Source organism: Streptomyces sp. NPDC044064, from assembly GCF_056434245.1.
The window spans coordinates 670,316-691,388 of sequence record NZ_JBWKFN010000001.1 but is presented as its reverse complement, the minus strand read 5'-3'; the positions used below and the strand labels follow the sequence as shown (position 1 = coordinate 691,388).

16 protein-coding genes are annotated in these 21,073 nt (G+C 73.2%); 14 read left to right on the top strand and 2 right to left on the bottom strand.

What is annotated here, in order from left to right; genetic code table 11:
* The first annotated feature begins 198 nt into the window (after positions 1-198).
* The 8 genes from AC07DS_RS03065 (at position 199) to AC07DS_RS03030 (ending at position 9,555) form a co-directional block, all read left to right on the top strand.
* Positions 199-2,574 carry a glycoside hydrolase family 65 protein gene (locus tag AC07DS_RS03065; protein ID WP_479142107.1) on the top strand — a complete coding sequence of 792 codons (2,376 nt, stop codon included), beginning with the start codon at positions 199-201 and terminating at the stop codon, positions 2,572-2,574.
* Between the two features lie 45 nt (positions 2,575-2,619).
* Positions 2,620-3,387, top strand: a complete 768-nt coding sequence (locus AC07DS_RS03060) for a LytR/AlgR family response regulator transcription factor (RefSeq protein WP_479142105.1) — start codon at positions 2,620-2,622, stop codon at positions 3,385-3,387.
* Positions 3,388-3,500: 113 nt separating this feature from the next.
* Complete coding sequence (locus AC07DS_RS03055) at positions 3,501-3,842, top strand: hypothetical protein (protein ID WP_479142103.1); 342 nt, start codon at positions 3,501-3,503, stop codon at positions 3,840-3,842.
* Complete coding sequence (locus AC07DS_RS03050) at positions 3,839-5,584, top strand: sodium/solute symporter (RefSeq protein WP_479142101.1); 1,746 nt, start codon at positions 3,839-3,841, stop codon at positions 5,582-5,584. Before AC07DS_RS03055 ends, AC07DS_RS03050 begins: the two co-directional genes overlap by 4 nt.
* Positions 5,581-6,789, top strand: a complete 1,209-nt coding sequence (locus AC07DS_RS03045; protein WP_479142099.1) for a sensor histidine kinase — start codon at positions 5,581-5,583, stop codon at positions 6,787-6,789. The genes AC07DS_RS03050 and AC07DS_RS03045 overlap by 4 nt, the downstream gene beginning before the upstream one ends.
* Before the next feature lie 81 nt (positions 6,790-6,870).
* The gene (locus AC07DS_RS03040) at positions 6,871-7,440 is read left to right on the top strand and encodes a DUF6817 domain-containing protein (protein WP_479142097.1); all 570 of its coding nucleotides are present in this window, start codon (positions 6,871-6,873) and stop codon (positions 7,438-7,440) included.
* A 42-nt stretch (positions 7,441-7,482) separates the two neighbouring features.
* Complete coding sequence (locus AC07DS_RS03035) at positions 7,483-8,241, top strand: IclR family transcriptional regulator (protein WP_479142095.1); 759 nt, start codon at positions 7,483-7,485, stop codon at positions 8,239-8,241.
* Positions 8,242-8,340: 99 nt separating this feature from the next.
* On the top strand, positions 8,341-9,555 hold the full coding sequence (locus tag AC07DS_RS03030) for a PP2C family protein-serine/threonine phosphatase (protein WP_479142093.1): 1,215 nt from the start codon (positions 8,341-8,343) through the stop codon (positions 9,553-9,555).
* Here AC07DS_RS03030 and AC07DS_RS03025 read toward each other — a convergent pair.
* Positions 9,495-9,920 carry an ATP-binding protein gene (locus AC07DS_RS03025; protein WP_479142091.1) on the bottom strand — a complete coding sequence of 142 codons (426 nt, stop codon included), beginning with the start codon at positions 9,918-9,920 and terminating at the stop codon, positions 9,495-9,497. The two genes, AC07DS_RS03030 and AC07DS_RS03025, sit on opposite strands and share 61 nt — an antisense overlap.
* Positions 9,921-10,118: 198 nt before the next feature.
* On the opposite strand from AC07DS_RS03025, the gene AC07DS_RS03020 reads away from it, so the two are divergent.
* From AC07DS_RS03020 to AC07DS_RS03000, 5 genes are all read left to right on the top strand, one after another.
* Positions 10,119-10,886 carry an IclR family transcriptional regulator gene (locus tag AC07DS_RS03020; protein ID WP_145877297.1) on the top strand — a complete coding sequence of 256 codons (768 nt, stop codon included), beginning with the start codon at positions 10,119-10,121 and terminating at the stop codon, positions 10,884-10,886.
* 44 nt (positions 10,887-10,930) lie between these two features.
* On the top strand, positions 10,931-12,445 hold the full coding sequence (gene glpK, locus AC07DS_RS03015) for a glycerol kinase GlpK (protein ID WP_479142089.1): 1,515 nt from the start codon (positions 10,931-10,933) through the stop codon (positions 12,443-12,445).
* Positions 12,446-12,675: 230 nt separating this feature from the next.
* Positions 12,676-13,116 carry a hypothetical protein gene (locus tag AC07DS_RS03010; RefSeq protein WP_479142087.1) on the top strand — a complete coding sequence of 147 codons (441 nt, stop codon included), beginning with the start codon at positions 12,676-12,678 and terminating at the stop codon, positions 13,114-13,116.
* Positions 13,113-15,953 carry a tetratricopeptide repeat protein gene (locus AC07DS_RS03005; protein ID WP_479142085.1) on the top strand — a complete coding sequence of 947 codons (2,841 nt, stop codon included), beginning with the start codon at positions 13,113-13,115 and terminating at the stop codon, positions 15,951-15,953. The genes AC07DS_RS03010 and AC07DS_RS03005 overlap by 4 nt, the downstream gene beginning before the upstream one ends.
* Before the next feature lie 44 nt (positions 15,954-15,997).
* Positions 15,998-19,207 (top strand): DEAD/DEAH box helicase, encoded by a 3,210-nt coding sequence (locus AC07DS_RS03000; RefSeq protein WP_479142084.1) that lies wholly within the window; start codon positions 15,998-16,000, stop codon positions 19,205-19,207.
* Between the two features lie 45 nt (positions 19,208-19,252).
* Here the strand turns inward: AC07DS_RS03000 and AC07DS_RS02995 are convergent, their stop codons facing one another.
* Complete coding sequence (locus AC07DS_RS02995) at positions 19,253-20,023, bottom strand: DUF1345 domain-containing protein (RefSeq protein ID WP_479142082.1); 771 nt, start codon at positions 20,021-20,023, stop codon at positions 19,253-19,255.
* Between the two features lie 77 nt (positions 20,024-20,100).
* Between AC07DS_RS02995 and AC07DS_RS02990 the strand changes: the two genes are divergently transcribed.
* Positions 20,101-21,033 (top strand): cyclase family protein, encoded by a 933-nt coding sequence (locus tag AC07DS_RS02990; protein WP_479142080.1) that lies wholly within the window; start codon positions 20,101-20,103, stop codon positions 21,031-21,033.
* The last annotated feature ends 40 nt before the right edge of the window (positions 21,034-21,073 follow it).

Below are 21,073 nucleotides of genomic sequence, written 5' to 3'. Positions count from 1 at the left end.
AAAGCGAAACATGCCACAGAGCCAAAAAGGGAGGGGGGGCGCCGGGGGCTGGGAGGAGAATCTTGTTCGCTTTGGCCACGCCCGCGGGGGGGGGGGGGGGGGGGGGGGGGGACCCCCCCCCCCCCCCCCCCCCCCTCCGCAGGCCGATCTCCCGACAGCGAGGGAGACTGGACCGAGGAGGACGGAAGGACCGCTTCGGTGACGGGTCTGCTGTGGGAGTACGACGGCTACGACCCCGCGGAGGAACGCCTGCGGGAGTCCCTGTGCACGCTCGGCAACGGCTACTTCGCCACCCGCGGGGCGCTGCCCGAGTGCGTCGCGGACGCGGTGCACTACCCCGGCACCTACGCGGCCGGCTGCTACAACCGGCTCACCTCGGAGGTCGCCGGGCGCCGCGTCCAGAACGAGGACATCGTCAATCTGCCCAACTGGCTGCCGCTGCGCTTCCGCCCCGCCGGGAGCGACTGGCTCACCCCGGACACCGCCCCGGTCGCCGAACACCAGCTGGTCCTGCACCTGGACCCGGGGGTACTGGAGCGCCGTACCCGCTACCGGCTGGGCGCCGACGGCACGCTCCTCGTCCGGCAGCTGCGCCTCGTCCACATGGCCGACCCGCACCTCGCCGCCCTGCGCACCGACCTCACCGTGGAGGGCCGCACCACCGAGCTGGACGTCGAGGCCGCGCTCGACGGAGGCGTCACCAACTCCGGCGTGGCCCGCTACCGGGACCTCGACGGCCGCCACCTCACCCACGTCGAGACGGGCAGTGCGGCAGCACCCGGCACGATGTGGCTGCGCTGCCACACCCGTACCTCGGACGCCGCCGTCGGGCTCGCCTCGCGGCTGGTGGCCGACGTGCCGGTGTCGGACGCCCATGAGACTCGGCGGGCCGTGCAGCGCCTGTGGCTGTCCCTGGAGCCCGGACGCACGGTCACCGTCGACAAGACCGTCGCCCTGCACACCTCCCACGACCCCGCCATCAGCGACCCGCTGTGCGCGGCCCTCGACCGGGTCGCCGACGCGCCCGGCTTCGACGAACTGCTCACCTCGCACCTCACGGCCTGGGAGCAGTTGTGGCGGCGGTCCGAACTGGACGTGCCGGGGGATCCCGGCCGCATCCTGCGTCTGCACCTCTTCCACGTGCTGCAGACCCTGTCCCCGCACACGGCCGACCTCGACGTCGGCGTGCCCGCACGCGGACTGCACGGCGAGGCGTACCGGGGGCACGTCTTCTGGGACGAGCTGTTCGTCCTGCCCTACCTCAACCTCCATCTGCCCGAGGTCTCCCGCGCCCTGCTGCGCTACCGCCACCGCCGCCTGGACGCGGCCCGGCACGCGGCCCGCGAGGCCGGCCTGCGCGGTGCGCTGTACCCGTGGCAGAGCGGCAGCGACGGCCGCGAGGAGACCCAGGAGCTGCACCTCAACCCCCGCTCCGGGCGCTGGCTGCCCGACCACACCCGGCTGCAGCGGCACGTCGGCTCGGCCGTGGCGTACAACGTGCTGCAGTACTGCGAGGCCAGCGGGGACATGGACTTCCTGCACACCGACGGCGCCGAGACACTCCTCGAGATCGCCCGCTTCTGGGCCGACTCGGCCGGCTACGACGAACACCTCGGCCGGCACCGCATCCGAGGCGTGATCGGCCCCGACGAGTACCACGACGCCTACCCCGGCGCACCCGGGCCCGGTCTGGACGACAACGCCTACACCAACGTCACCGCCGCCTGGGTCCTCACCCGTACCCTGGACCTGCTGCGCACCCTGCCCGAGCCGCGCCGCCGCGAACTCGTCGAGCGCACCGGCCTGGAGGAGGACGAACTCGCCCGCTGGGAGGAGGTCTCCCGCACCCTCCACGTGCCCTTCCACGACGGTGTGATCAGCCAGTTCGAGGGGTACGGCGACCTCGCCGAACTGGACTGGCACGGCTACCGCGAGCGGTACGGCGACATCCGGCGCCTGGACCGGATCCTGGAGGCGGAGGGCGACACCGTCAACCGCTACAAGGCGTCCAAGCAGGCCGACGTCCTGATGCTCGGCTACCTGTTCTCACCGGACGAACTCCGCTCCCTCTTCTCCTGGTTGGGCCACCGCCTCGACGAGGACACCTGGACCGCGACGGTCGACCACTACCTGCACCGCACCACGCACGGCTCCACCCTCAGCGGCCTGGTCCACGGCTGGATCCTGGCCCGCGCCCGCCGCGCCGACGCCTGGTCCTTCGTCCAGGAGACGCTGCGCGGGGACATCGCCGACGTCCAGGGCGGCACCACCGGCGAGGGCATCCACCTCGGTGCCATGGCCGGGACCCTCGACCTCGTCCAGCGCTGTCTCACCGGCCTGGAGACCCGCGACAACGAACTCCGGCTCGACCCCGTCCCGCTCCCGGAACTCTCCTCCTACGGCTTCTCGTTGCGCTACCAGGGCCACTGGGGCGTGCGGCTGCGGCTGCGCTCCGGCCAGCTGGAGGCCGCCATGCCGACGGCCTCGGGGCCCACGCCCATCGACATCAGGCTGCCGGACCGCGTGGTGCGCGTCGGTCCGGGGGAGAGGGTGCGCATGCGGCTGCCGGACTGACACTCTGGGCATTCGCAGGGAAGCGGAGACGAGGGGATGCGGGAGATGCTGCGCGCACTCGCGGTGGACGACGAGGAACCCGCCCTGGAGGAGCTGCTGTACCTGCTGGGCGGCGACCCGCGGATCGGCACCGTCCTGCCTGCCTCGGACGCCACCGATGCCCTGCGGCTGCTCGAACGCGCCAGGGAGGCGGGGCCGGACGGCGCCGAGGCCGTCGACGTCGTCTTCCTCGACATCAACATGCCCGGCCTCAGCGGTCTCGACCTGGCGGACCTGCTCGGCGGCTTCGCCGCACCACCGCCGATCGTCTTCGTCACCGCCCACGAGGACTTCGCGCTCAGGGCGTTCGACCTCAAGGCCGTGGACTATCTCCTCAAGCCCCTGCGCAAGGAGCGCTTCGCGGAGGCAGTACGGCGCGTCGTCGAGCTGACCCGCGCGGTGCAGGGCCCGGCCGGCGCGTTCGGCGACCAGGTGCCCGTGGAGCTGGGCGGGGTGACCCGCTTCGTCCCCATCGCCGACATCACCTACGTCGAGGCGCAGGGCGACTACGCGCGCCTGCACACCGCGCACGGCAGCCACCTGGTGCGGATCCCGCTGTCCGCGCTGGAGGAACAGTGGCGCTCCCGCGGCTTCGTCCGCATCCACCGCAGTCGCCTGGTCGCCCTCGGCCGCATCGAGGAACTGCGCCTGGACGGCGGAAACCTGACCGTCCGCGTCGGTGACCGGATCCTCGCCGTGAGCCGCCGCAACGCGCGGGAACTGCGGGACCTGCTGGCGCGGCAGGCCCAGGGCGCGGTGGGCGGGCCGCGGTGACCGCGGCCCGCCGTGGCGGGCGTGCGCGAACCTCGTCCGGCGTCTACCTCACCGATGGCGCGCTGCGTACACTCACCGCAACAAGGTGATCACCGCGGCGTCGGGAGTGCGTCATGGGTGCGGAGTCCGTCCCGCGCAGGGAAGTGGTCACCGGACGGCCCGGCACCGACCGCGCTGCCCTGCCCCGGCCCCGCACCGCGGCCGCCCAACCCGAAGAAGGCCTGGCAGTAGGGTCGTTGATGCGCCGTCAGCTGCGGGCTGCGCTGACCGTCACCCTCCTGCTCGCGGCCTCGCTGGGCCTGCTGCCCGTACTGCTGCGGATGCTCCCGCTCGCCGACAACCGGCCGGGTGTCTGGCTCGTCCTGGGCGTGGCGCCGTATCCCGCCCTGCTGTGCGCCGGCGCCTGGTACGTCCGCCGTGCCGAGCGCAACGAGGGTGACGTGACCGCCCGTTGAACCAGACGTATTCGATCGCCGGCGTGACGGCCGTGGTCCTGGCCACGGTGCTCGTCGGTGCGCTGGGGCTGCGGATCTCCCGGACCACCTCGGACTTCTACGTCGCCTCGCGCAGCGTCCCGCCGCGGCTCAACGCGTTCGCCGTCAGCGGTGAGTACCTCTCCGCCGCCTCCTTCCTGGGCGTCGCCGGACTGGTCCTCGCCCAGGGCGTCGACATGCTGTGGTTCCCGATCGGCTACACCGCCGGTTTCCTGGTCCTGCTGGCCTTCGTCGCCGCCCCGCTGCGCCGCTCCGGCGCCTACACCCTGCCGGACTTCGCCGAGGCACGGCTGGAGTCCCGGGCCGTCCGGCGGATCGCGAGCGTGCTCGTCGTCGGTGTCGGCTGGCTCTATCTGCTGCCGCAGCTGCGCGGCGCCGGACTGACCCTACGGCTGCTCACCGGCGCGCCCGGCTGGTTCGGCGGCCTGGTCGTCGCCGCCGTGGTCACCGTGGCGGTGGCTGCCGGAGGCATGCGCAGCATCACCTTCGTCCAGGCGTTCCAGTACTGGCTGAAACTCACCGCCCTCCTGGTGCCCGCCGTGTTCCTGCTGCTCGCCTGGCGCGCGGACCACACGCCGGCCCCGTCCTGGGACGAACGGCCCGTCTTCCGGCACTCCACCCCGGTGCGCGTCGACAGCCCGCTGACCCTCACCGTCCACGAGCCGGTACGGATCACCGCGAGCGGAACTGTCGACGGACGGCACCTGGACGGCGGCCCGCTCACCCTCGACGCCGGCACCCACCGGATCGGCACCGACACCACCCTGCGCTTCCCGTCCGGGGCCCGCGTGCCCCTGCCCGACGCGGGCGTCGCCCGGACGGCCCCGTCGAGCTGGGCGAACCCCCTCTCGGCCGGCCGTGAACAGCACGGCCTGTACGCCACCTACGGGCTGATCCTCGCCACTTTCCTCGGCACCATGGGCCTGCCGCACGTCGTCGTGCGGTTCTACACCAACCCCGACGGCCGCGCCGCCCGCCGCACCACCGTCGTCGTGCTCGGTCTGCTCGGCGCCTTCTACCTGCTGATCCCGCTCTACGGCGTGCTCGGCCGCCTCTACGCGCCCGATCTGCTGCTCACCGGTGACACCGACGCGGCCGTCCTCGTGCTGCCGCAGAGGCTGATCGGCGGAGTGGGCGGCGACCTGCTCGGCGCCCTCGTCGCGGGCGGTGCCTGCGCGGCGTTCCTGTCCACCGTCTCCGGACTCACCATGTCCGTCGCCGGCGTCCTCGCCCAGGACGTGCTGCCGACCCTCGGCATCCGGCACTTCCGGCTGGCGACACTGCCGGCGATCGCCGTACCGACCGCCGCCAACACCGTCGTCAGCGACCTGCCCGTGGCCGACGCGGTCGGCCTGGCCTTCGCCGTGTCCGCCTCCTCGTTCTGCCCGCTGCTCCTCCTCGGCATCTGGTGGCGCGGCCTCACACCGCCCGGCGCCGTCGCCGGACTGCTCCTCGGCGGCGGCTCGGCGCTCACCGCGGTGACGGTGACGATCGCGGGCGGCGCCCGCTCGGGCTGGCAGCACACCCTGCTGGCCTGGCCCGCCGTCTGGTCGGTGCCGGTGGGGTTCGCGGCGATGGTGCTGATCTCGCTGGCCACCCGCGACCGCGTCCCCGCCGGCGCCGCCGCCACGATGGCCCGGCTCCATCTGCCCGAGACAGTCACCGGCCGGCCCGCCCTGCTCGGCACCCGGGTGCGCCCGTGAGCGCACTCGGCACCGTCGCCCTGGCCCTCGCCGCGCTAGCCCTGTTCGTGCTGGGCGCCGCCCTCGGCCATGCCGGCGCCCGCCGGCAGCAGGAGAACCCGGCGGGTCCCGGCACCCCCGTCGAACGGGCCACCTTCCACACCCTGCACACCGCCTCGCTCGCCGCACCGCCCCTGCGCGCCGGCCTGACCCCGGACACCGCCCGCAAGGCGGCCCGGCGGCTGCGCCCGCTGCTCGGCACGGTCGCCCTGGCCCTCACCGACGAGGAGTCCGTGCTGGCCTGGGACGGCGTCGGCGACCACCACCGGGGCGAGGCCGAGGCGCACCTCGCCCACGCCCTGCGCACCGGCCGTACCCAGACCTTCGCGCTGTCCTGCGACGACGACACCTGCCCCGTCCGCCGGGGAGTCGTGGCACCGCTCACCGTCGACGGCCGGAACCCCGGCACGCTCGGCGCGTTCGGCGACCAGGAGTCCGCGGCGATCGTCCGGGCCGCCGAGGAAGTGGCCCGCTGGGTCTCCGTCCAGCTCGAACTCGTCGACCTGGACCGGGCCCGCTCCGGCGTGATCGAGGCGGAGATCCGGGCCCTGCGCGCCCAGATCTCCCCGCACTTCATCTACAACTCCCTCGCGAGCATCGCCTCGTTCGTCCGTACCGACCCGGAGAGGGCACGCGAACTCCTCCTGGAGTTCGCCGACTTCACCCGCTACTCCTTCCGCCGGGGCGGCGACTTCACCACCCTCGCGGAGGAGCTGCGCTCCATCGAGCAGTACCTCGAACTCGCCCGCGCCCGCTTCGGCAGACGCCTGGAGGTGACCCTTCGGATCGCCCCCGAGGTGCTGCCGGTCACCCTGCCCTTCCTCTGCCTGCAACCCCTCGTCGAGAACGCGCTCAAACACGGTCTGGAGGAGTCCGTCGAACGCAGCCGCATCACGATCACCGCGGAGGACGAGGGAACCGAGGCCCGGGTCGTCATCGAGGACAACGGCGTCGGCATGGAGCCGCAGCGCCTGCGCGAGATCCTGCGCGGCAGGGGCGGACCGTCCGCCGGCATCGGCCTGAGCAACGTGGACATGCGACTGCGACAGGTGTACGGCGACGCGCACGGCCTGGTCATCGAGACCGGCGTCGGGGCCGGCACGAAGATCACCGTACGCGTCCCGAAGTTCCGGTCCGGCGTCCGCCCGGCCCACCCGTCGGCGTGAGCGCGACGAGCCGTCCTGTCCCCATGAACGCGACAAAACAGCCGGCGACATGACCTCGACGACCTGGGGGAGAAAGAGCGCATGGACGCGAACACCGAGCCCGCCCACCCCGCCGCCGACCGTGCCGCGGCCCTGCTGCGCGAGCTGGGGGCGGAAGGCATGGCCCACCCCGGCGGCACCCTCCTCGCGCACCTGAGGCGTGTCCAGGACCGGCTCGCCCTGTGGCAGGCCCGCCCCGCCCTCCAGCTCGCCGGGCTCTGCCACGCGTTCTACGGCACCGACGGCTTTCCCACCGGACTGCTCCCCGTGGACCGCCGTACGGACCTCGCGGCGGTGATCGGCACCGAGGCCGAGGAGATCGTCTACGTGTATGCCTCCTGCGACCGGAAAGCCACCTACCCGGACCTCGCCAGGCCCGGCGCGCCCTTCCGCGACCGCTTCACCGGCCTCTCCCGGGTTCCGGAGCCGCAGCTGCGCCGGGACTTCGCCGAACTGTCGGCCGCGAACGAACTCGACCTCGCCCGCATCGACCCCGCCTTCCGCGAGCAGTGGGGCCCCGGCCTCCTCGCCCTCTTCACCCGGCTCCAGGACCTGCTCAGTGCCGACGCCTGGCGCGACTGCCGTACGGTCCTGGCCGCGCCCGCGATGTGACCCCTGCTTGCCTGTGCCGGGTGCGCGACGCAGTCTGTTCCTATGGGCGCTCAGGACGGCCCGACACTCATCACGTCCGTGCAGCGTGCCTTCCGGCTGCTGGAGGCGGTGAGCGCGCACGAGAACGGCGCGCCGGCGAAACAGCTGGCACGTGAGACCGGGCTGCCCCTGGCCACCGCCTACCACCTGCTGCGCACCCTGGTCCACGACGGATACCTGCGCAAACTCGACGACGGTGTCTTCGTCCTGGGGGAGAAGCTGACGTCGCTGCACTCGGCGGGCAACACACAGGCGATGCTCAGCCGTGTCCGGCCGACGCTCGCCGCGCTGCGGGACGAGCTGGCCGGGGCCGCCTACCTCACGTTCTACGAGGACGGCGAGATCAGGGTCGCCGAGATCGTCGACGGCCCCCGCGCGCCCAGGGCGGAGCTGTGGGTGGGCTTCGAGGACGCCGCACACGCCACCGCGCTGGGCAAGTCCGTGCTGCGGGAACTGGACGAGGACGGCCGCCAGGAGTACCTGTCCCGGCACCACCTGCCCGATCTCACGCCGCGGACCGTCACCAGCCGTCCGGAACTGCTGCGCAGGCTCGACACCTCCCCCCTGGCACCGGCCGTCACGGACCTCGAGGAGTACGCACTCGGCACGGTCTGCGTCGCCGTGCCCGTCTACTCCGGGGACGTACTCGGCTCGCTCGGCGTCTCCCTGCCGGTGGAGCGGCACGCGCAGCTCCAGGAAATCCGGTCCCGGCTGCTCCTGATCGCGAGCCGCGTGACCAGGACTCTCTCGCTCACTATCTGAAAATCCACACCTTGTGGCAGCCCGCGCTCAACCCGTTTCCTGGACTGACCGGACATTCCGGGCTAACTACCCCGTAAAGACGAGGACTGCGGACGAGACATGAGCCAGGTGCGACACCACTGGCCGATGAGGCTGTCGAGCGAGCGAGCGAGTGCCTGGGCGGACGCCCACCGGCGTGCCACCGGGCCGGTCGCCGCCGTGCTGCCGGTGCTGATCGTCGCCGTCATCGTGGTCGCCGACCTCGCCGGCGGGGCGGGAATGATCTGCCTGCCGCTGCTGGTCGCCGGACCCGCGTTGGCCGCCACCACCAACGGGCCGCGCGGCGTGCTCTGCGTCGGTCTCCTGGCCCTGGTGCTGGGTGCGGTGCTGGGCAGCAAGGGCGGGGTTCCCGTGCGCGAACTGGCGGCCGTCCTGTCCGCCCTGCTGGCCGTCACCGCGGCAAGCGCCCTGGCCAGTGCGCTGCGCGGCCGCCGCGAACGCGTCCTCGCGGCCGTCCGTACGGTCGCGGAGGCCGCCCAGCACGCCCTCCTGCAGCCCGTCCCGGAGACGGTCGGCCCGTTCCGGACGGCCGTCCGCTACAGCGCCGCCGCGGCCGAGGCCCGGATAGGCGGAGATCTCTACGCCCTGGTGGACACCCCGCACGGGGTCAGGCTGATCGTCGGCGACGTGCGCGGCAAGGGGCTGCCCGCGGTGGGGACCGCCGCACTGGTGCTGGGCGTCTTCCGTGAGGCCGCCCACGACGAGCCCGACCTGCTGGCCGTCGTCGACCGGATCGAACGGAGCCTGGCGCGCAATCTCGGCCCCGACGACTTCGTCACCGCCGTGGTCGCCGGCTACCCGGGGACGGGGCAGCTGGAGGTCGTGAACTGCGGACACGCGCCCCCGCTGATGATCTCCGCGTCCGGAGGGGTCGAGGCGGTGGAGGCCAGTGATCCCGCCCCGCCGCTCGGGCTGCGCGCCCTGTCGGGTCAGGCCCCGCGCCTCCAGGTCCTGCCCTTCGCCGACGGAGACCAGCTGCTGCTGTACACCGACGGGGTGACCGAGGCCCGGGATCATGCTCGCGAGTTCTACCCGCTGGCCGAAGGCGTGGCCCGGCATGCGTGCGACGAGCCGGCGCGGACGCTGACCGCGCTCCATGACGAACTGCTGGCCCACGTGGGCGGGCGGCTGCACGACGACGCCGCGCTGCTGCTGCTGCGCAAGGAGACCGTGGCCGAACCCGTCCCCGTGCGGTGCCGGCCGGAGGCCGGGCTTCAGGTCGCGACGAGGTCGGCCCAGCGGGTGACCCCGCCGGCGTGGACGCGTATGCCATGACGCGTCGCGAGGGCGTGCACGATCGTCTCGCCCCGGCCGTGCTCGTCCGGGTCGATCCCGGCGCGGGCCCGGCCGCCCAGCAGTGCCGGACCGGTGTCGGTGACCTCGATGCGCAGGGTGCGGCGCTCCTCGGACCGAATCCACGAGAGCCGCATCCTGGCCGGGGGCAGGGCGTGCACGATCGCGTTCGTGACCAGCTCGCACATCAGCAGCAGAGCATCGTCGACGATCTCCGGGGGCACGTCCCAGTCACCGAGGACGGCGCGCACGCGGCGGCGTACGGCCGGGACGGCGCCGGTGACGGCAGGCAGCGGACACACGTGTTCGCACGCCTCACGCAGCAGCGTGTTGAGCTGAGCCGCCATGTTCACTCCTCGGGTGATCCTGCCGGTCGTGCGCCGTTCCGTGGTCGCTTTTCCGGGCTTTGAAGCACGTTATGGAGACAAACCGAGCGGGTCAATGAACGGTGGTCGGCATTACCGAACGCTCCACGTCCCACCCGAAGCCGGGGCGCTCAATCCGCCCGTGAAGCGAGGCGTCCGTGGCGGTAATACGCTCGCTTCATGGCCGGCCCAGTCCAGTCGATCGAACGGGCGGCGGCGATCCTGCGGCTGCTCGCCGCCGGGCCCCGCCGGCTCGGGCTGGGCGAGGTGGCTGCCTCGCTCGGCCTGGCGAAGGGCACCGCCCACGGCATCCTGCGCACACTCCAGCACGTGGACTTCGTGGAACAGGACGCGGCGACCGGGAAGTACCAGCTCGGGGCCGCCCTGCTGCACCTGGGCACCAGCTACCTGGACGTCAACGAGCTGCGGTCGCGCTCCCTCAACTGGGCCGACGCCCTCGCCGCCCGCAGCGGGGAATCGGTACGCCTCGGAACCCCGCTGGAGGGCCGGGTCCTCGTGGTCCACCACGTCTTCCGGCCGGACGACACCTTCCAGACCCTGGACGTGGGCTCACTGCTGCCCCTGCACGCCTCCTCGCTCGGCAAGGTACTGCTGGCCTACGGGGCGGCGTCCCTGGAGCCGGGACAGGAACTGCAGCTGGAGTCGTACACCCGGCACACCCTGGTCACTCCCGAGCAGCTGACCCGGGCGCTCGCCGAGGTCCGGGAGCTCGGCTGGGCCGCCGAGATCCAGGAGATGAGCATGGGCGAGGCGGGGCTCGCCGCGCCGATCCGGGGCCACGGCGGCCTCGTCGTCGGCGCCATCGGGCTGTCCGGGCCCGTCGAGCGGATCTGCGACAGCCATGGCCACCCCCGCCCGAGTCAGATCACCCTGATCCGCGAGGCCTCGCGGGCGATCTCCAGAGACCTGGGGGCCACTCGCTGGTAGAGCCGACCCGCCGCTCCCCGACCCGTCGGAAGGCAGACCCGATCATGGCTGAACGGTACGTAATGTCCGTCGATCAGGGGACCAACTCCACCCGGTGCATTCTGTTCGACCACCGTGGACGGCTGGTGTCGGTCGCGCAGAGGGAGCACCAGCAGCACTTCCCGCGGCCCGGCTGGGTCGAGCACGACGCCGTCGAGATCTGGCACAACCTGCAGCGCGTCGTGCCCGAGGCCCTGTCCGGCGCCGGCCTCGACGCGGGACAGGTCGCCGCCATCGGCCTGGCCAACCAGCGGGAGACCACCGTGCTCTGGGACCGGCGCACCGGAACCCCGCTGGGCCGGGCGCTCGTCTGGCAGGACACCCGCACGGCGCCGCTCGTCGAGGCCCTGGGACAACAGCCCGGAGAGGAATTCTTCCTGGAGCGGTGCGGTCTGCCGCCCTCCACCTACTTCTCGGCGCTGCGGATCCGCTGGCTGTTCGACCACGTCAAGGGCCTGGAACAGCGCGCGAAGGACGGCGAGGTGCTGTTCGGGACGATCGAGAGCTGGCTGATCTGGAACCTCACCGGCGGCGCCGACGGCGGTCTGCACATCACCGACCCCACCAACGCCAGCCGCACGATGCTGATGAACATCCGCAGCCTCGCCTGGGACGAGGAGCTCCTGGCCTTCTTCGGCGTGCCCCATTCGATGCTGCCCGAGATCAGGTCCTCCGCCGAGACGTACGGCGACGCCCGCTCCCTGCTCCCCGGCGTCTCGATCACGGCCGCCCTCGGCGACCAGCAGGCCGCCCTCTTCGGCCAGACCTGCTTCTCCCCGGGCGAGGCGAAGTGCACCTACGGAACGGGCAGCTTCCTGCTGCTCAACACCGGCAACGACCTCGTGCGGTCCCACAACGGACTCCTCAGCACCGTCGCCTACAAGGTCGGGGACTCGCCGCCCGTCTACGCCCTGGAGGGTTCGATAGCCGTCACCGGGGCACTGGTCCAGTGGTTCCGCGACCGCCTGGGCCTGATCAGCAGCGCCCCGGAGATCGAGACCCTCGCGCGCTCGGTCGAGGACAACGGCGGCTGCTACATCGTCCCCGCCTTCTCGGGTCTGTTCGCACCCCACTGGCGCAGCGACGCGCGCGGGGTCATCGTCGGCCTCACCTCGTACATCACCAAGGGACACCTGGCCCGAGCCGTCCTGGAGGCCACCGGATGGCAGACGCGAGAGGTCGTCGACGCCATGAACGCCGACTCCTCGATCGCCCTCAAGCAGCTCAAGGTCGACGGCGGCATGACGGCCGACAATCTGCTCATGCAGTTCGTGGCCGACGTGCTCGACGTCCCCGTGGTGCGGCCCATGGTCGCCGAGACCGTCTCCCTCGGCGCCGCCTACGCGGCCGGTCTCGCCGCCGGCTACTGGTCTGACCTGGAGGTACTGCGCCGCAACTGGCACCGGGCCGGCCAGTGGCTGCCCGACATGGACCCCGAGGTGCGGCAGTGGGAGTACGAGAACTGGCAGCGGGCCGTGGAGCGGTCCCTGGGGTGGGTGAGACCGCCGCGGTCGCCCTGAGCGGACCGCTCCGTCAGGTCTTCGGCCCGGTCCCGGCGGCCAGGGCTGCCGATTCGGTGAGTGCCGGGGCGAACGCGGTGACCGCCGACCTGTCCAGGCGCGCGACCACCCCGCTCAGCTCCGACCAGCATGCCCGCCACCACCGACAGTCCTGCCACGGTGCCGGTCTTGATCGCCGGGATGGACAATAGGCGTACGGAACAAGGTTCTTGAGAGCGCAGGACGGGGGCATGATGCTGGAGGAACTGATTCTGGCCGGAGGCACGACGGTGGTCGGAGCCATGGCCACCGACTCCTGGACGGTCGCGCGGGGCGGGATCGCCAAGCTGTTCGGTCACCGCGGGGAGGACCGGCAGGCGGCCATCGAGGCGCAGTTGGACAACAACGCGGCCCTGGTCGTCCGGGCGGACGACGCCGAGCGGGTGCGGCAGAGCCTGCTGCCCGTGTGGCAGCTGGAGTTGGAGTCGCTGCTCGGCGAACACCCGGACGCCGCCGGCGAACTGCGGGAGCTGATCGACGAGATCCGCCGGCAGCTGCCCGAGAGGCAGCGCGCATGGGTGCAGAACAACGTCGCGAAGGACGGCGGTCAGGTCTTCGCGGTGCAGGGCGGCAACGTCATCGTGCACCAGGCTCCTCCTGGCCGGGGAGGCGACGGCGGAGAAGCCAGGTGACCGATGCTGTCCCGGGGCCCCGGCAGGTGGTCCGTGTCGAGGGCGGGTTCGGGTACGGCGTCATCGGCGCCGATCTGCACGTCTTCCCCGACCGGGGCCCGGTCTACCTGCTCTCCGAGCACAGGCCGGCCGGCGCCTCCGCGGACCAGGACACTGCCTGGCTCACCGCCCAGCCCAGCCGCCTGCTCAACGCCCGTTTCCAGGCGGTCGACTTCACCGGACGGGACCGGGAGCGGGCCGAGCTGGCCGCGTGGCGCGACGGCGACGGCCCGCGCGCCGCGGCCCTCTGGCTGCACGGCCCCGGCGGCCAGGGCAAGACCCGGCTCGCGGCCCGGTTCGCCGCCGACAGCGCCGCGGTGGGCTGGAAAGTCGTCACGGCCACCCACGGTTCCGGCGCCGTCCAGCCGCACCTGGGCAGCCAGGACCTGCGCCTCGACGGCGCCGCCGGGCTGCTGCTGGTCGTGGACTACGCCGACCGCTGGCCGCTCTCCCATCTGACCTTGCTGTTCAGCAACAAGCTGCTCGACCGGCAGCTGCCGGCCCGGGTGCTGCTGCTCGCCCGGTCGGTCAGCCCCTGGCCGGCCGTGCGCGCCGCGCTGGACGACACCGGGACGGAGACCGGCGACCGCGCGCTGCGGCCGCTGGACGACCGGGCCGCTGGACTCGGCGAGCGGCAGACCATGTTCACCGTCGCCCGGGACTGCTTCGCCGCCCGCTACGGTCTCACCGACCCGTCCGTCATCCCCGTGCCCGACTACCTGGACCGGCCGGAGTTCGGTCTGGTCCTCGCCCTGCACATGGCCGCCCTGGTGGCCGTCGACGCTCACACGCGGGGCAGCAGACCCCCGCGGGACATGGCCGGCCTGTCCGCCTACCTGCTCGACCGGGAACACCGGCACTGGACCCGGCTCCACGAACTCCGGCTGGAGGGACTCGACTTCGAGACCCCGCCCAGCGCCATGAGCCAGGTGGTCTTCACCGCGGCGCTCACCGGCGCCGCCGCGCACGCGGACGGCACCGCGCTGCTTGGTGGTCTCGGTCTGGAGCGCCCCGGGCGGCTGCTCGCCGACCACACCACCTGTTACCCGCCGCAGGAGCCCGGTGCCGTCCTGGAGCCGCTCTACCCCGACCGGCTCGCCGAGGACTTCCTCGCCCTGACCCTGCCCGGGCACCAGGTGACCGGCCGTCCCACCGCTCCCTGGGCGGCGGACTTCGCCGGCGCGCTCGTCGCCCGCGACCCGGACGGATCGCCACCCGCGCACCTCGCCCGTGCCCTGACCTTCCTGGCCTCGGCGGCCGCACCGCACCGCTGGCCGCACGCCGTCCGGCACCTGGAAACCCTGCTGCGCGCGGACCCGGCCCTGGCGGTCGACGCCGGCGGTGCCGCCCTGACCGCGCTCGCCGCCCTCGACCTCGCCCCCGCCGTACTGGAAGCCGTCGACGCGCATCTGCCCGGCCGGGGTCAGCCCGACCTCGACGCCGGCATCGCCGCCTTCACCCGGCGCCTCACCGACCACCGGCTCGCCGCCACCGACGACCCCGCCGAACACGCCAGGCTGTACCAGAACCTCGGCTTCCGTATGCTGCGCGCGGGACACCGGGACGACGCCGTGACCGTCACCGAGCAGGCGGTCGGCATCCTCCGGCGGCTGGCCGCCGCCGACAGCGGCGCGCACGAGCCGGCTCTGGCCACCGCCCTGGCCGAGCTGAGCGAGCGCGCCTTCGCGGCGGACCGTGCGGAGGTGAGCCGCCGGGCCGCCGAGGAGGCCGTCGGCATCTTCCGGCGGCTGACCGCCCTCGACGCCGCGCACGAACCCGGCCTCGCCGTCTCCCTGTCCCGTCTGGGGCAGGGCATGTCGGAGGCACGCAAGCCCGAGGAGGGCCTCGCGGCGACCGAGCGGGCCATGGGAATCTTCCAGCGGCTGGCGGCCACCGACCCCGCGACGTACGAGCCGGGTCTCGCCGTCACGCTGGCGCACGCGGCCATCTTCTCCTGGCGGTTGCGGCGCTGGCCGGACGCCCTGACCGCCGCCGAGCGCGCGGTGACCATCGTCCGGCGGCTGGTGGCCGCCCGACCCGCGGCACACGTGTCCGACCTCACCCGTTCGGTCGCGGTCGACGAGTCCGACCTGGCGGCGGCGGTGGCCAACCTGGGCTTCTTCCTGTGGGGCGCGCGCCGCCGGGACGAGGCGGTGACCGCCGTACGGGAGGCGGTCGCGATCAGCCGGCGGCTGGCCGTGGCCAATCCCACCGCTCACGAGCCCGTACTGGCCAGGGTCCTGTCCACCCTCGGCACCTACCTCTCGCTCAGCGGGCACGGGAAGGAGGCCCTGGCCGTCAGCGAGGAGGCCATGGACCTCTGCCTGCGGCTCACGGCGGAACGTCCCGCCGAGTTCGAGAAGCTGCTGCGCAAGGTGTCCGAGGAGCACGAGGCGGTCGCGAAGCGGCTGAGCGGCGAGGCAGACAGGACCTGGACGCTGGAGGAGCACTACGTGACCCTCCTCAACCAGGACGAGGTCTGGCAGGACGCGCAGGACCGCCGCCACCGTCTCGACGACATGGACCCCGGTCACTGCGGGAACGTGCTGCGCTTCCTGCTCCGCCGGGCCGACGTCGTCTTCGAGACGCTGGCCGACGGGCTCCTCGTCTCCGCCGAGTCCCTCGGCCGCTGGGACGGCGAGGACGCCGCGGCGTGGCTCGCCCGGCAGCCGCTCGCGGTCGCGCTGCGCCGCCGCTCGGAGGGCGAGCCGGCCCGGGCGGAGACCTGCCACTGCGGATACGCGATCCAGCCCGGCTGGAATCATGATCATTGCTATCCCGGCATCATCGTCGACTGAAGCCGAAGCCGAAGCCGAAGCCGGCCGGGCACAAAGGGGGACTCGTGGGGGACACGGCCGAGCTCGGCCAGACGGTGGCGGAGGTCGTGCGCGAGCGCTGGGGCGTCAAGCTGGACGCCGACGGCAGCATCGCCCGCTTCACCGAACCGGGGTGGAGCTACGAGGAGGAGGTGCCGCGCCCCTGCCCCGAGTGCGACGGCAGGATGTACGCACTGCGCAGGCCGTACGAGTCGGGCGGGCGCGTCTACCGCTACGTGGCCGTGGTCTGCCCGGTCTGCCCCGCGGCCTACACCCTCGCCGACCTCGGGGTGAAGACGTACGACAAGCTCGTCCCCCGGCCCGGCGCGCAGCCGAAGTCCACGGAGGCGAAGAAGCCGACGGCCCCACGGCTGCGGGTGTCGCGGCCGACGACGGCGGCGCGGGTGTCGTCCCTGCTCCTCGGGCCGTGTCCCACGGAGCCCGGCGTCACCATCACCCCCATACACGCCTCCACCCGCCCCGCGTGGCCCGCCGACCTGCCCGTGCCGACGGAGAGCGAGGAGCGCCGGCTGCTGTGGTGCAAGGCGACCGACCCGGCCTGGCGGCCGCCCGAGGGCGCGGTGGCGGCGGCCGACGACGTCCGGGTCATCCTCCCCGACGGCCCCGCCTTCGCCGGCCTGCGCGACCACCTCGCCGACCGGGGCGTACCGTTCCGTGTCGTCCGGCACTGGACGGAGCACGAACAGGTCGGCACGGTTTCCGACTTCGGCTCCGCGACCGGGCTGACGGCCCACCCCGCCCGTACGTTCCCCACGGGCTCCGCGATGCCGCCCTCGCCCGTCGCCGGGCCGGGCGCCCATGCGGCCCGGGACGCGTTCGAGGCCCAGTGGGACGCCCTGGAGGACGGTCCGGACGCCGACGGCATCCCGTACGTGCCGGTGACCGACCTCGTCCCCGAGGACTGGGCCCGGCTGCTGCCGCACCCCACCTTCAACCCGGCCCAGGCCGACGCCGTCCCCGCGGTGATGGAGGGCGACGACCATCTGATCGTCGTCGCCCCGACCGGCGCGGGCAAGACGCCCATCGGCATGGTCGCCGCACTGCGGGCCCACGCCGATGGCCGCAAGGCCGCCTGGCTGGTGCCCCAGCGGTCGCTGACCGACGAACTCGACCGCGAACTGGACATCTGGCGGCGGCACGGGCTCACGGTCGTCCGGCTCACGGGGGAGTACGCCGTCGACGCCGACCTCATCCGCGAGGCCGACGTCTGGGTCGCCACCACCGAGAAGTTCGAGGCGATCTGCCGCAACGGCTCGCTGGGCGGCGCCCTCGCCGAGGTCGGCTGTCTGGTCGTCGACGAGATCCACCTGCTCGGTGATCCGGCGCGCGGCGCCGTGCTGGAGGCGGTGCTCACCCGGGTGCGCGAGGACAGCGCCCGGACGCGCATCGTCGGACTGTCGGCGACCGTGGCCAACGCCGACGAGGTCGCCGACTGGCTGGGCGCCCGGCTGATCCGCACCGCCTGGCGGCCCACCCGGCTGACCTGGCAGATCCCCCTGCTCCCGGCGCCGAGGGACGGCGAACGGACCACGCGTGCCGCCGTGGCCCGCACCGCCGCGGCCGTGCGGCTGGCCCGCACCGTCACCGACGAGGGCGGCAGCGTGCTCGTCTTCTGCAGCAGCAAGCGGGGCGTGCGCGCGACTGCCCTCGCCCTCGCCGCGGACCGGGGCGTGCCGACCCACGGCGTCGACGCGGACGACTCGGAACTCGTCGAGCGGTTGTGCGGCAAGGCCGGTGTGGGACTCCACTACCGCGACTGGCCGTTCAAGCGCGAGGCCGAGCGGGCGTTCCGGGCCCGCGAGACCGATGTCCTCGTGGCGACCTCCACCGTGGCCGCCGGGGTGAACCTCCCCGCCCGTGCCGTGATCGTGCGTGACGTCCGGCTCGGCCAGGACCGCATCGAGGTGTCCATGGTGCAGCAGATGTTCGGCCGTGCCGGGCGGGTCGGCGCGGGGGAACGGGAGGGCTGGGCCTTCCTGCTGGCGGACAAGACGGAGCGCCCGGAGTGGCAGGCCCGGCTGACCGCCGGATACACCGTGCGCTCGCGGATCGGCGACCGGCTGCCCAACCACCTGCTCGCCGAGGTGGTGCAGGGCCGGGTGGAGTCGCTGGAGGAGGCCGAGGACTGGTGGACCGGGACGTTCGCCTTCCATCAGGGGCACGACAGCGTGGAACCGCTCCACGACGCCGCGCTCTACCTGACCGAGGCCGGCCTCCTGCGCTCCGGCCGAGGGCCGCAGGGCCAGGAGTTCCTGCAGGCGACCGAACTGGGCATGCTGACCAGCCGGTTCATGGTCGATGCCGAGTCGGCGTACGAACTGGCCCAAGGGGTGGGCCGGCTGCCCGTACCGGCGGACCCGGACCAGGCCGAGCAGCTGCTGACCAGGCTGCTGACCGTGCAGCTCCCCGAACTGGCGGACGCGGCCTTCAGCGACCGGGCGCGCACGACCCTGCGGCGGGTCCTGCGCCACCAGGGCCGGGTGGAGCAGCTGGAGCAGGACCAGAGGCAGCCGGACCAGGACGAGGGGCTGCTCGCCGGGGAACTGGCCTACGCGGTACTGCTGCTGGCGGCCTTCAGCCCGCAGGCGTTCGCCACCCGCGGCGGTTATGTGCTCGGCATCCCGGCCGACAGCCTGACCGGCATCCTGGACGAGGCCCAGCGCTATCTGGCCTGGCTGGGCGCCCAGGGCGAGCTGGGCACCGTCCATCCCTGGGCGGCCGTCGTGGCCGGGGACCTGGCCGAGCGCATCCGCTGGCGCACGCTGGGGCCGGGCCGCGGGGCCGGGCGGCTGCTGTGGATGTGCGGGCGCATGGCCACACCCCAGCTCGCCCCCCGCCTGCTCCCGCGGATGTGGCGGGCGGCGCGCGAGCGCGGGGTCGGCGCCCCGGACTGGACGGGCACCACCCCGCCGCGCGACTGCGCGCTCCCGCCGGGGCGCTACGAGGCGCTGCTGAAGCAGCGGACCACCGGCACCGTCCTCACGCAGAACTCCGGCTCCGTGCAGGTGACGGCCCCGCAGGGCGCGGTGGTCTGCCTCTGGAACGGCGCGACGACGGTCCGCTACGCGTCGGACGGCACCCCGGCCCGGCTGGACCATCCGCGCGCCGCCCCCGACGATCCTTCGGCGGGCCCGCGCGGCGCGGCGGTCTTCACCCGTGGCGACCACCTGGCCGCCGGCTGGCTCGCGGCTTACAACGCGACCGGGGACGCATGATGAAGAGGCCGGCTCATGGGACCGAGCAGGTAGGCACGGGGGAGCTCACTGATCGGTTCGCCACGCCGGGCGAACGTGCGACCGGCCTCCATGCGCCGGCAGGTCCTGGCCGCCGAGAGCGGTCACCAGGCTCGCCACCGTCACGGTGTTGAAGACGAACGCGATGACCGCGTTGGGCGCCACGGTGCGTCGCATCTCCTGCGAGAGCACGTTCACGTCCGTCGTGCCGAACGTCGTCATGACCGACAGGGCGAAGTGGACGTAGTCGGCCCAGGCCGCCGAGTGGTCGCCGGGGAAGTCCAGCGCCCGTTCGTCCTCCACGAGGTTGTCGGCCTGGAAGGTGACGGCGAAGGACGCGACCACGCAGACCCAGGCGACCACGACGAGACCGAGGGCCACCGCCACCCGGGGAACCACGAGAAACACCGAGCCGAGGTGTCCGGGAAGCCACACCACCGCCACCACCAGCGCGGCGGCCGCGATGAAGATCGACACCCCTGGTCCGGGCGCGGTCCCGAACACGTACCGCTGCGCCCACGTGCCACGCGATTCGCGGCGGGCCCACGTACGCACCCGCTCGTCCGGGACGGACGAGAAGGCGACCAGGGTCAGGAGGAGATAGGGGAGGAGATAGGCGAACAGCACCAGCACGCCCAGGTCCGCCGCCGTGCGTGCGTCGAGGACGAGGAGGGCCGCTGTCGTGCAGACCGCGATGAGGGCGCTCGCTGTCGTGCGACGGCGTTCGGAGAGCCAGCGCTGCACGGACGAGCTCCTCTGGATACGACGGTGGCGGACGTGCTCCGGTGCCGATCGCATCGAAGGTACGGCATCCGGTGGTTTTGGCACGGGCGACTCGGTGTGCGGCAACCCGGCTGCTGCCGGATGGTGGGGGGATGCGGACGTCCCAGGTGATGAGCGAGGCCGACTTCCGGTCGCTGTACCGTCGGCTGAGGGACACGGCACCGGGCGGCGACGCGGACCGGGGCGCCCTGGAGACGATCACCGGGGCGCAGGTGCTGGCGGCCGCCCGCGAGGTGCGGTCCGGACGTACGGTGTCGCTCGCGGCCCCCGTGAACAAGCGTGTCGCACCGGACGACGCCGAACCGGCCCAGCACCGGCTCATCGCCCCGGAAGGCGGCCGCCCCAGCGCGAGCGGTCTGGACTTCGCCCGCGACCGTTTCGCCATGAACATCCACGGCGACGGGAACAGCCACCTCGACGCGCTGTGCCACGTCATCTACGACGGCACGCTGCACGGCGGCCTGCCGGCGGCGGAGGTGCTCTCACCGGACGGCGCCGGCGCCCTGTCCGTCGATCTGGTCCGCGACGGCATCGTCGGCCGTGGAGTTCTCCTCGACATCCCCCGGCTGCACGGCGTGCCCTGGCTCGAACCCGGGGCGCACGTGACCGCCGACGACCTTGCCGCCGCCGAGGCCGAGCAGGGGCTTCGAGTGGGCCGGGGCGACATTCTTCTCGTACGGGTCGGGCACCGCCTGCGGCGCGAGGAACTCGGCCCCTGGGACGTGTCCGACGCCCGTGCCGGGTTCCATCCTGCGGCCATGGAGTTCCTGGCGGAGCGCGAGGTGTCCGTGCTCGGGAGCGACGGCAACAACGACACCGGCCCCAGCCCTGTGCAGGGGGTCGGGTACCCGGTGCATGTGCTCGCCGTCCACGCGATGGGACTGCACCTGCTCGACTACCTGCGGCTCGAGGACCTCGCGCCGGTCTGCGCCCAGGAGGGCCGCTGGTCCTTCCTCTGCGTGATCGCCCCGCTCCGGCTGCCCTCGGCCACCGGATCCCCGGTCAATCCGCTCGCGATCCTGTGACGGGCGGCCCGGCCCGCAGAGCCGCCGCGCCCCGGTTCAC

What these genes read in the sequence shown, in the direction of transcription:
- AC07DS_RS03035 (WP_479142095.1), top strand. Translation starts at nt 7,483, where the DNA reads ATGGGCGCTCAGGACGGCCCGACACTCATCACGTCCGTGCAGCGTGCC.
- AC07DS_RS03060 (WP_479142105.1), top strand. Translation starts at nt 2,620, where the DNA reads ATGCTGCGCGCACTCGCGGTGGACGACGAGGAACCCGCCCTGGAGGAG.
- glpK (WP_479142089.1), top strand. Translation starts at nt 10,931, where the DNA reads ATGGCTGAACGGTACGTAATGTCCGTCGATCAGGGGACCAACTCCACC.
- AC07DS_RS03025 (WP_479142091.1), bottom strand. Translation starts at nt 9,920, where the DNA reads ATGGCGGCTCAGCTCAACACGCTGCTGCGTGAGGCGTGCGAACACGTG.
- AC07DS_RS03020 (WP_145877297.1), top strand. Translation starts at nt 10,119, where the DNA reads ATGGCCGGCCCAGTCCAGTCGATCGAACGGGCGGCGGCGATCCTGCGG.
- AC07DS_RS02995 (WP_479142082.1), bottom strand. Translation starts at nt 20,023, where the DNA reads ATGCGATCGGCACCGGAGCACGTCCGCCACCGTCGTATCCAGAGGAGC.
- AC07DS_RS02990 (WP_479142080.1), top strand. Translation starts at nt 20,101, where the DNA reads ATGCGGACGTCCCAGGTGATGAGCGAGGCCGACTTCCGGTCGCTGTAC.
- AC07DS_RS03030 (WP_479142093.1), top strand. Translation starts at nt 8,341, where the DNA reads ATGAGCCAGGTGCGACACCACTGGCCGATGAGGCTGTCGAGCGAGCGA.
- AC07DS_RS03055 (WP_479142103.1), top strand. Translation starts at nt 3,501, where the DNA reads ATGGGTGCGGAGTCCGTCCCGCGCAGGGAAGTGGTCACCGGACGGCCC.
- AC07DS_RS03010 (WP_479142087.1), top strand. Translation starts at nt 12,676, where the DNA reads ATGATGCTGGAGGAACTGATTCTGGCCGGAGGCACGACGGTGGTCGGA.
- AC07DS_RS03040 (WP_479142097.1), top strand. Translation starts at nt 6,871, where the DNA reads ATGGACGCGAACACCGAGCCCGCCCACCCCGCCGCCGACCGTGCCGCG.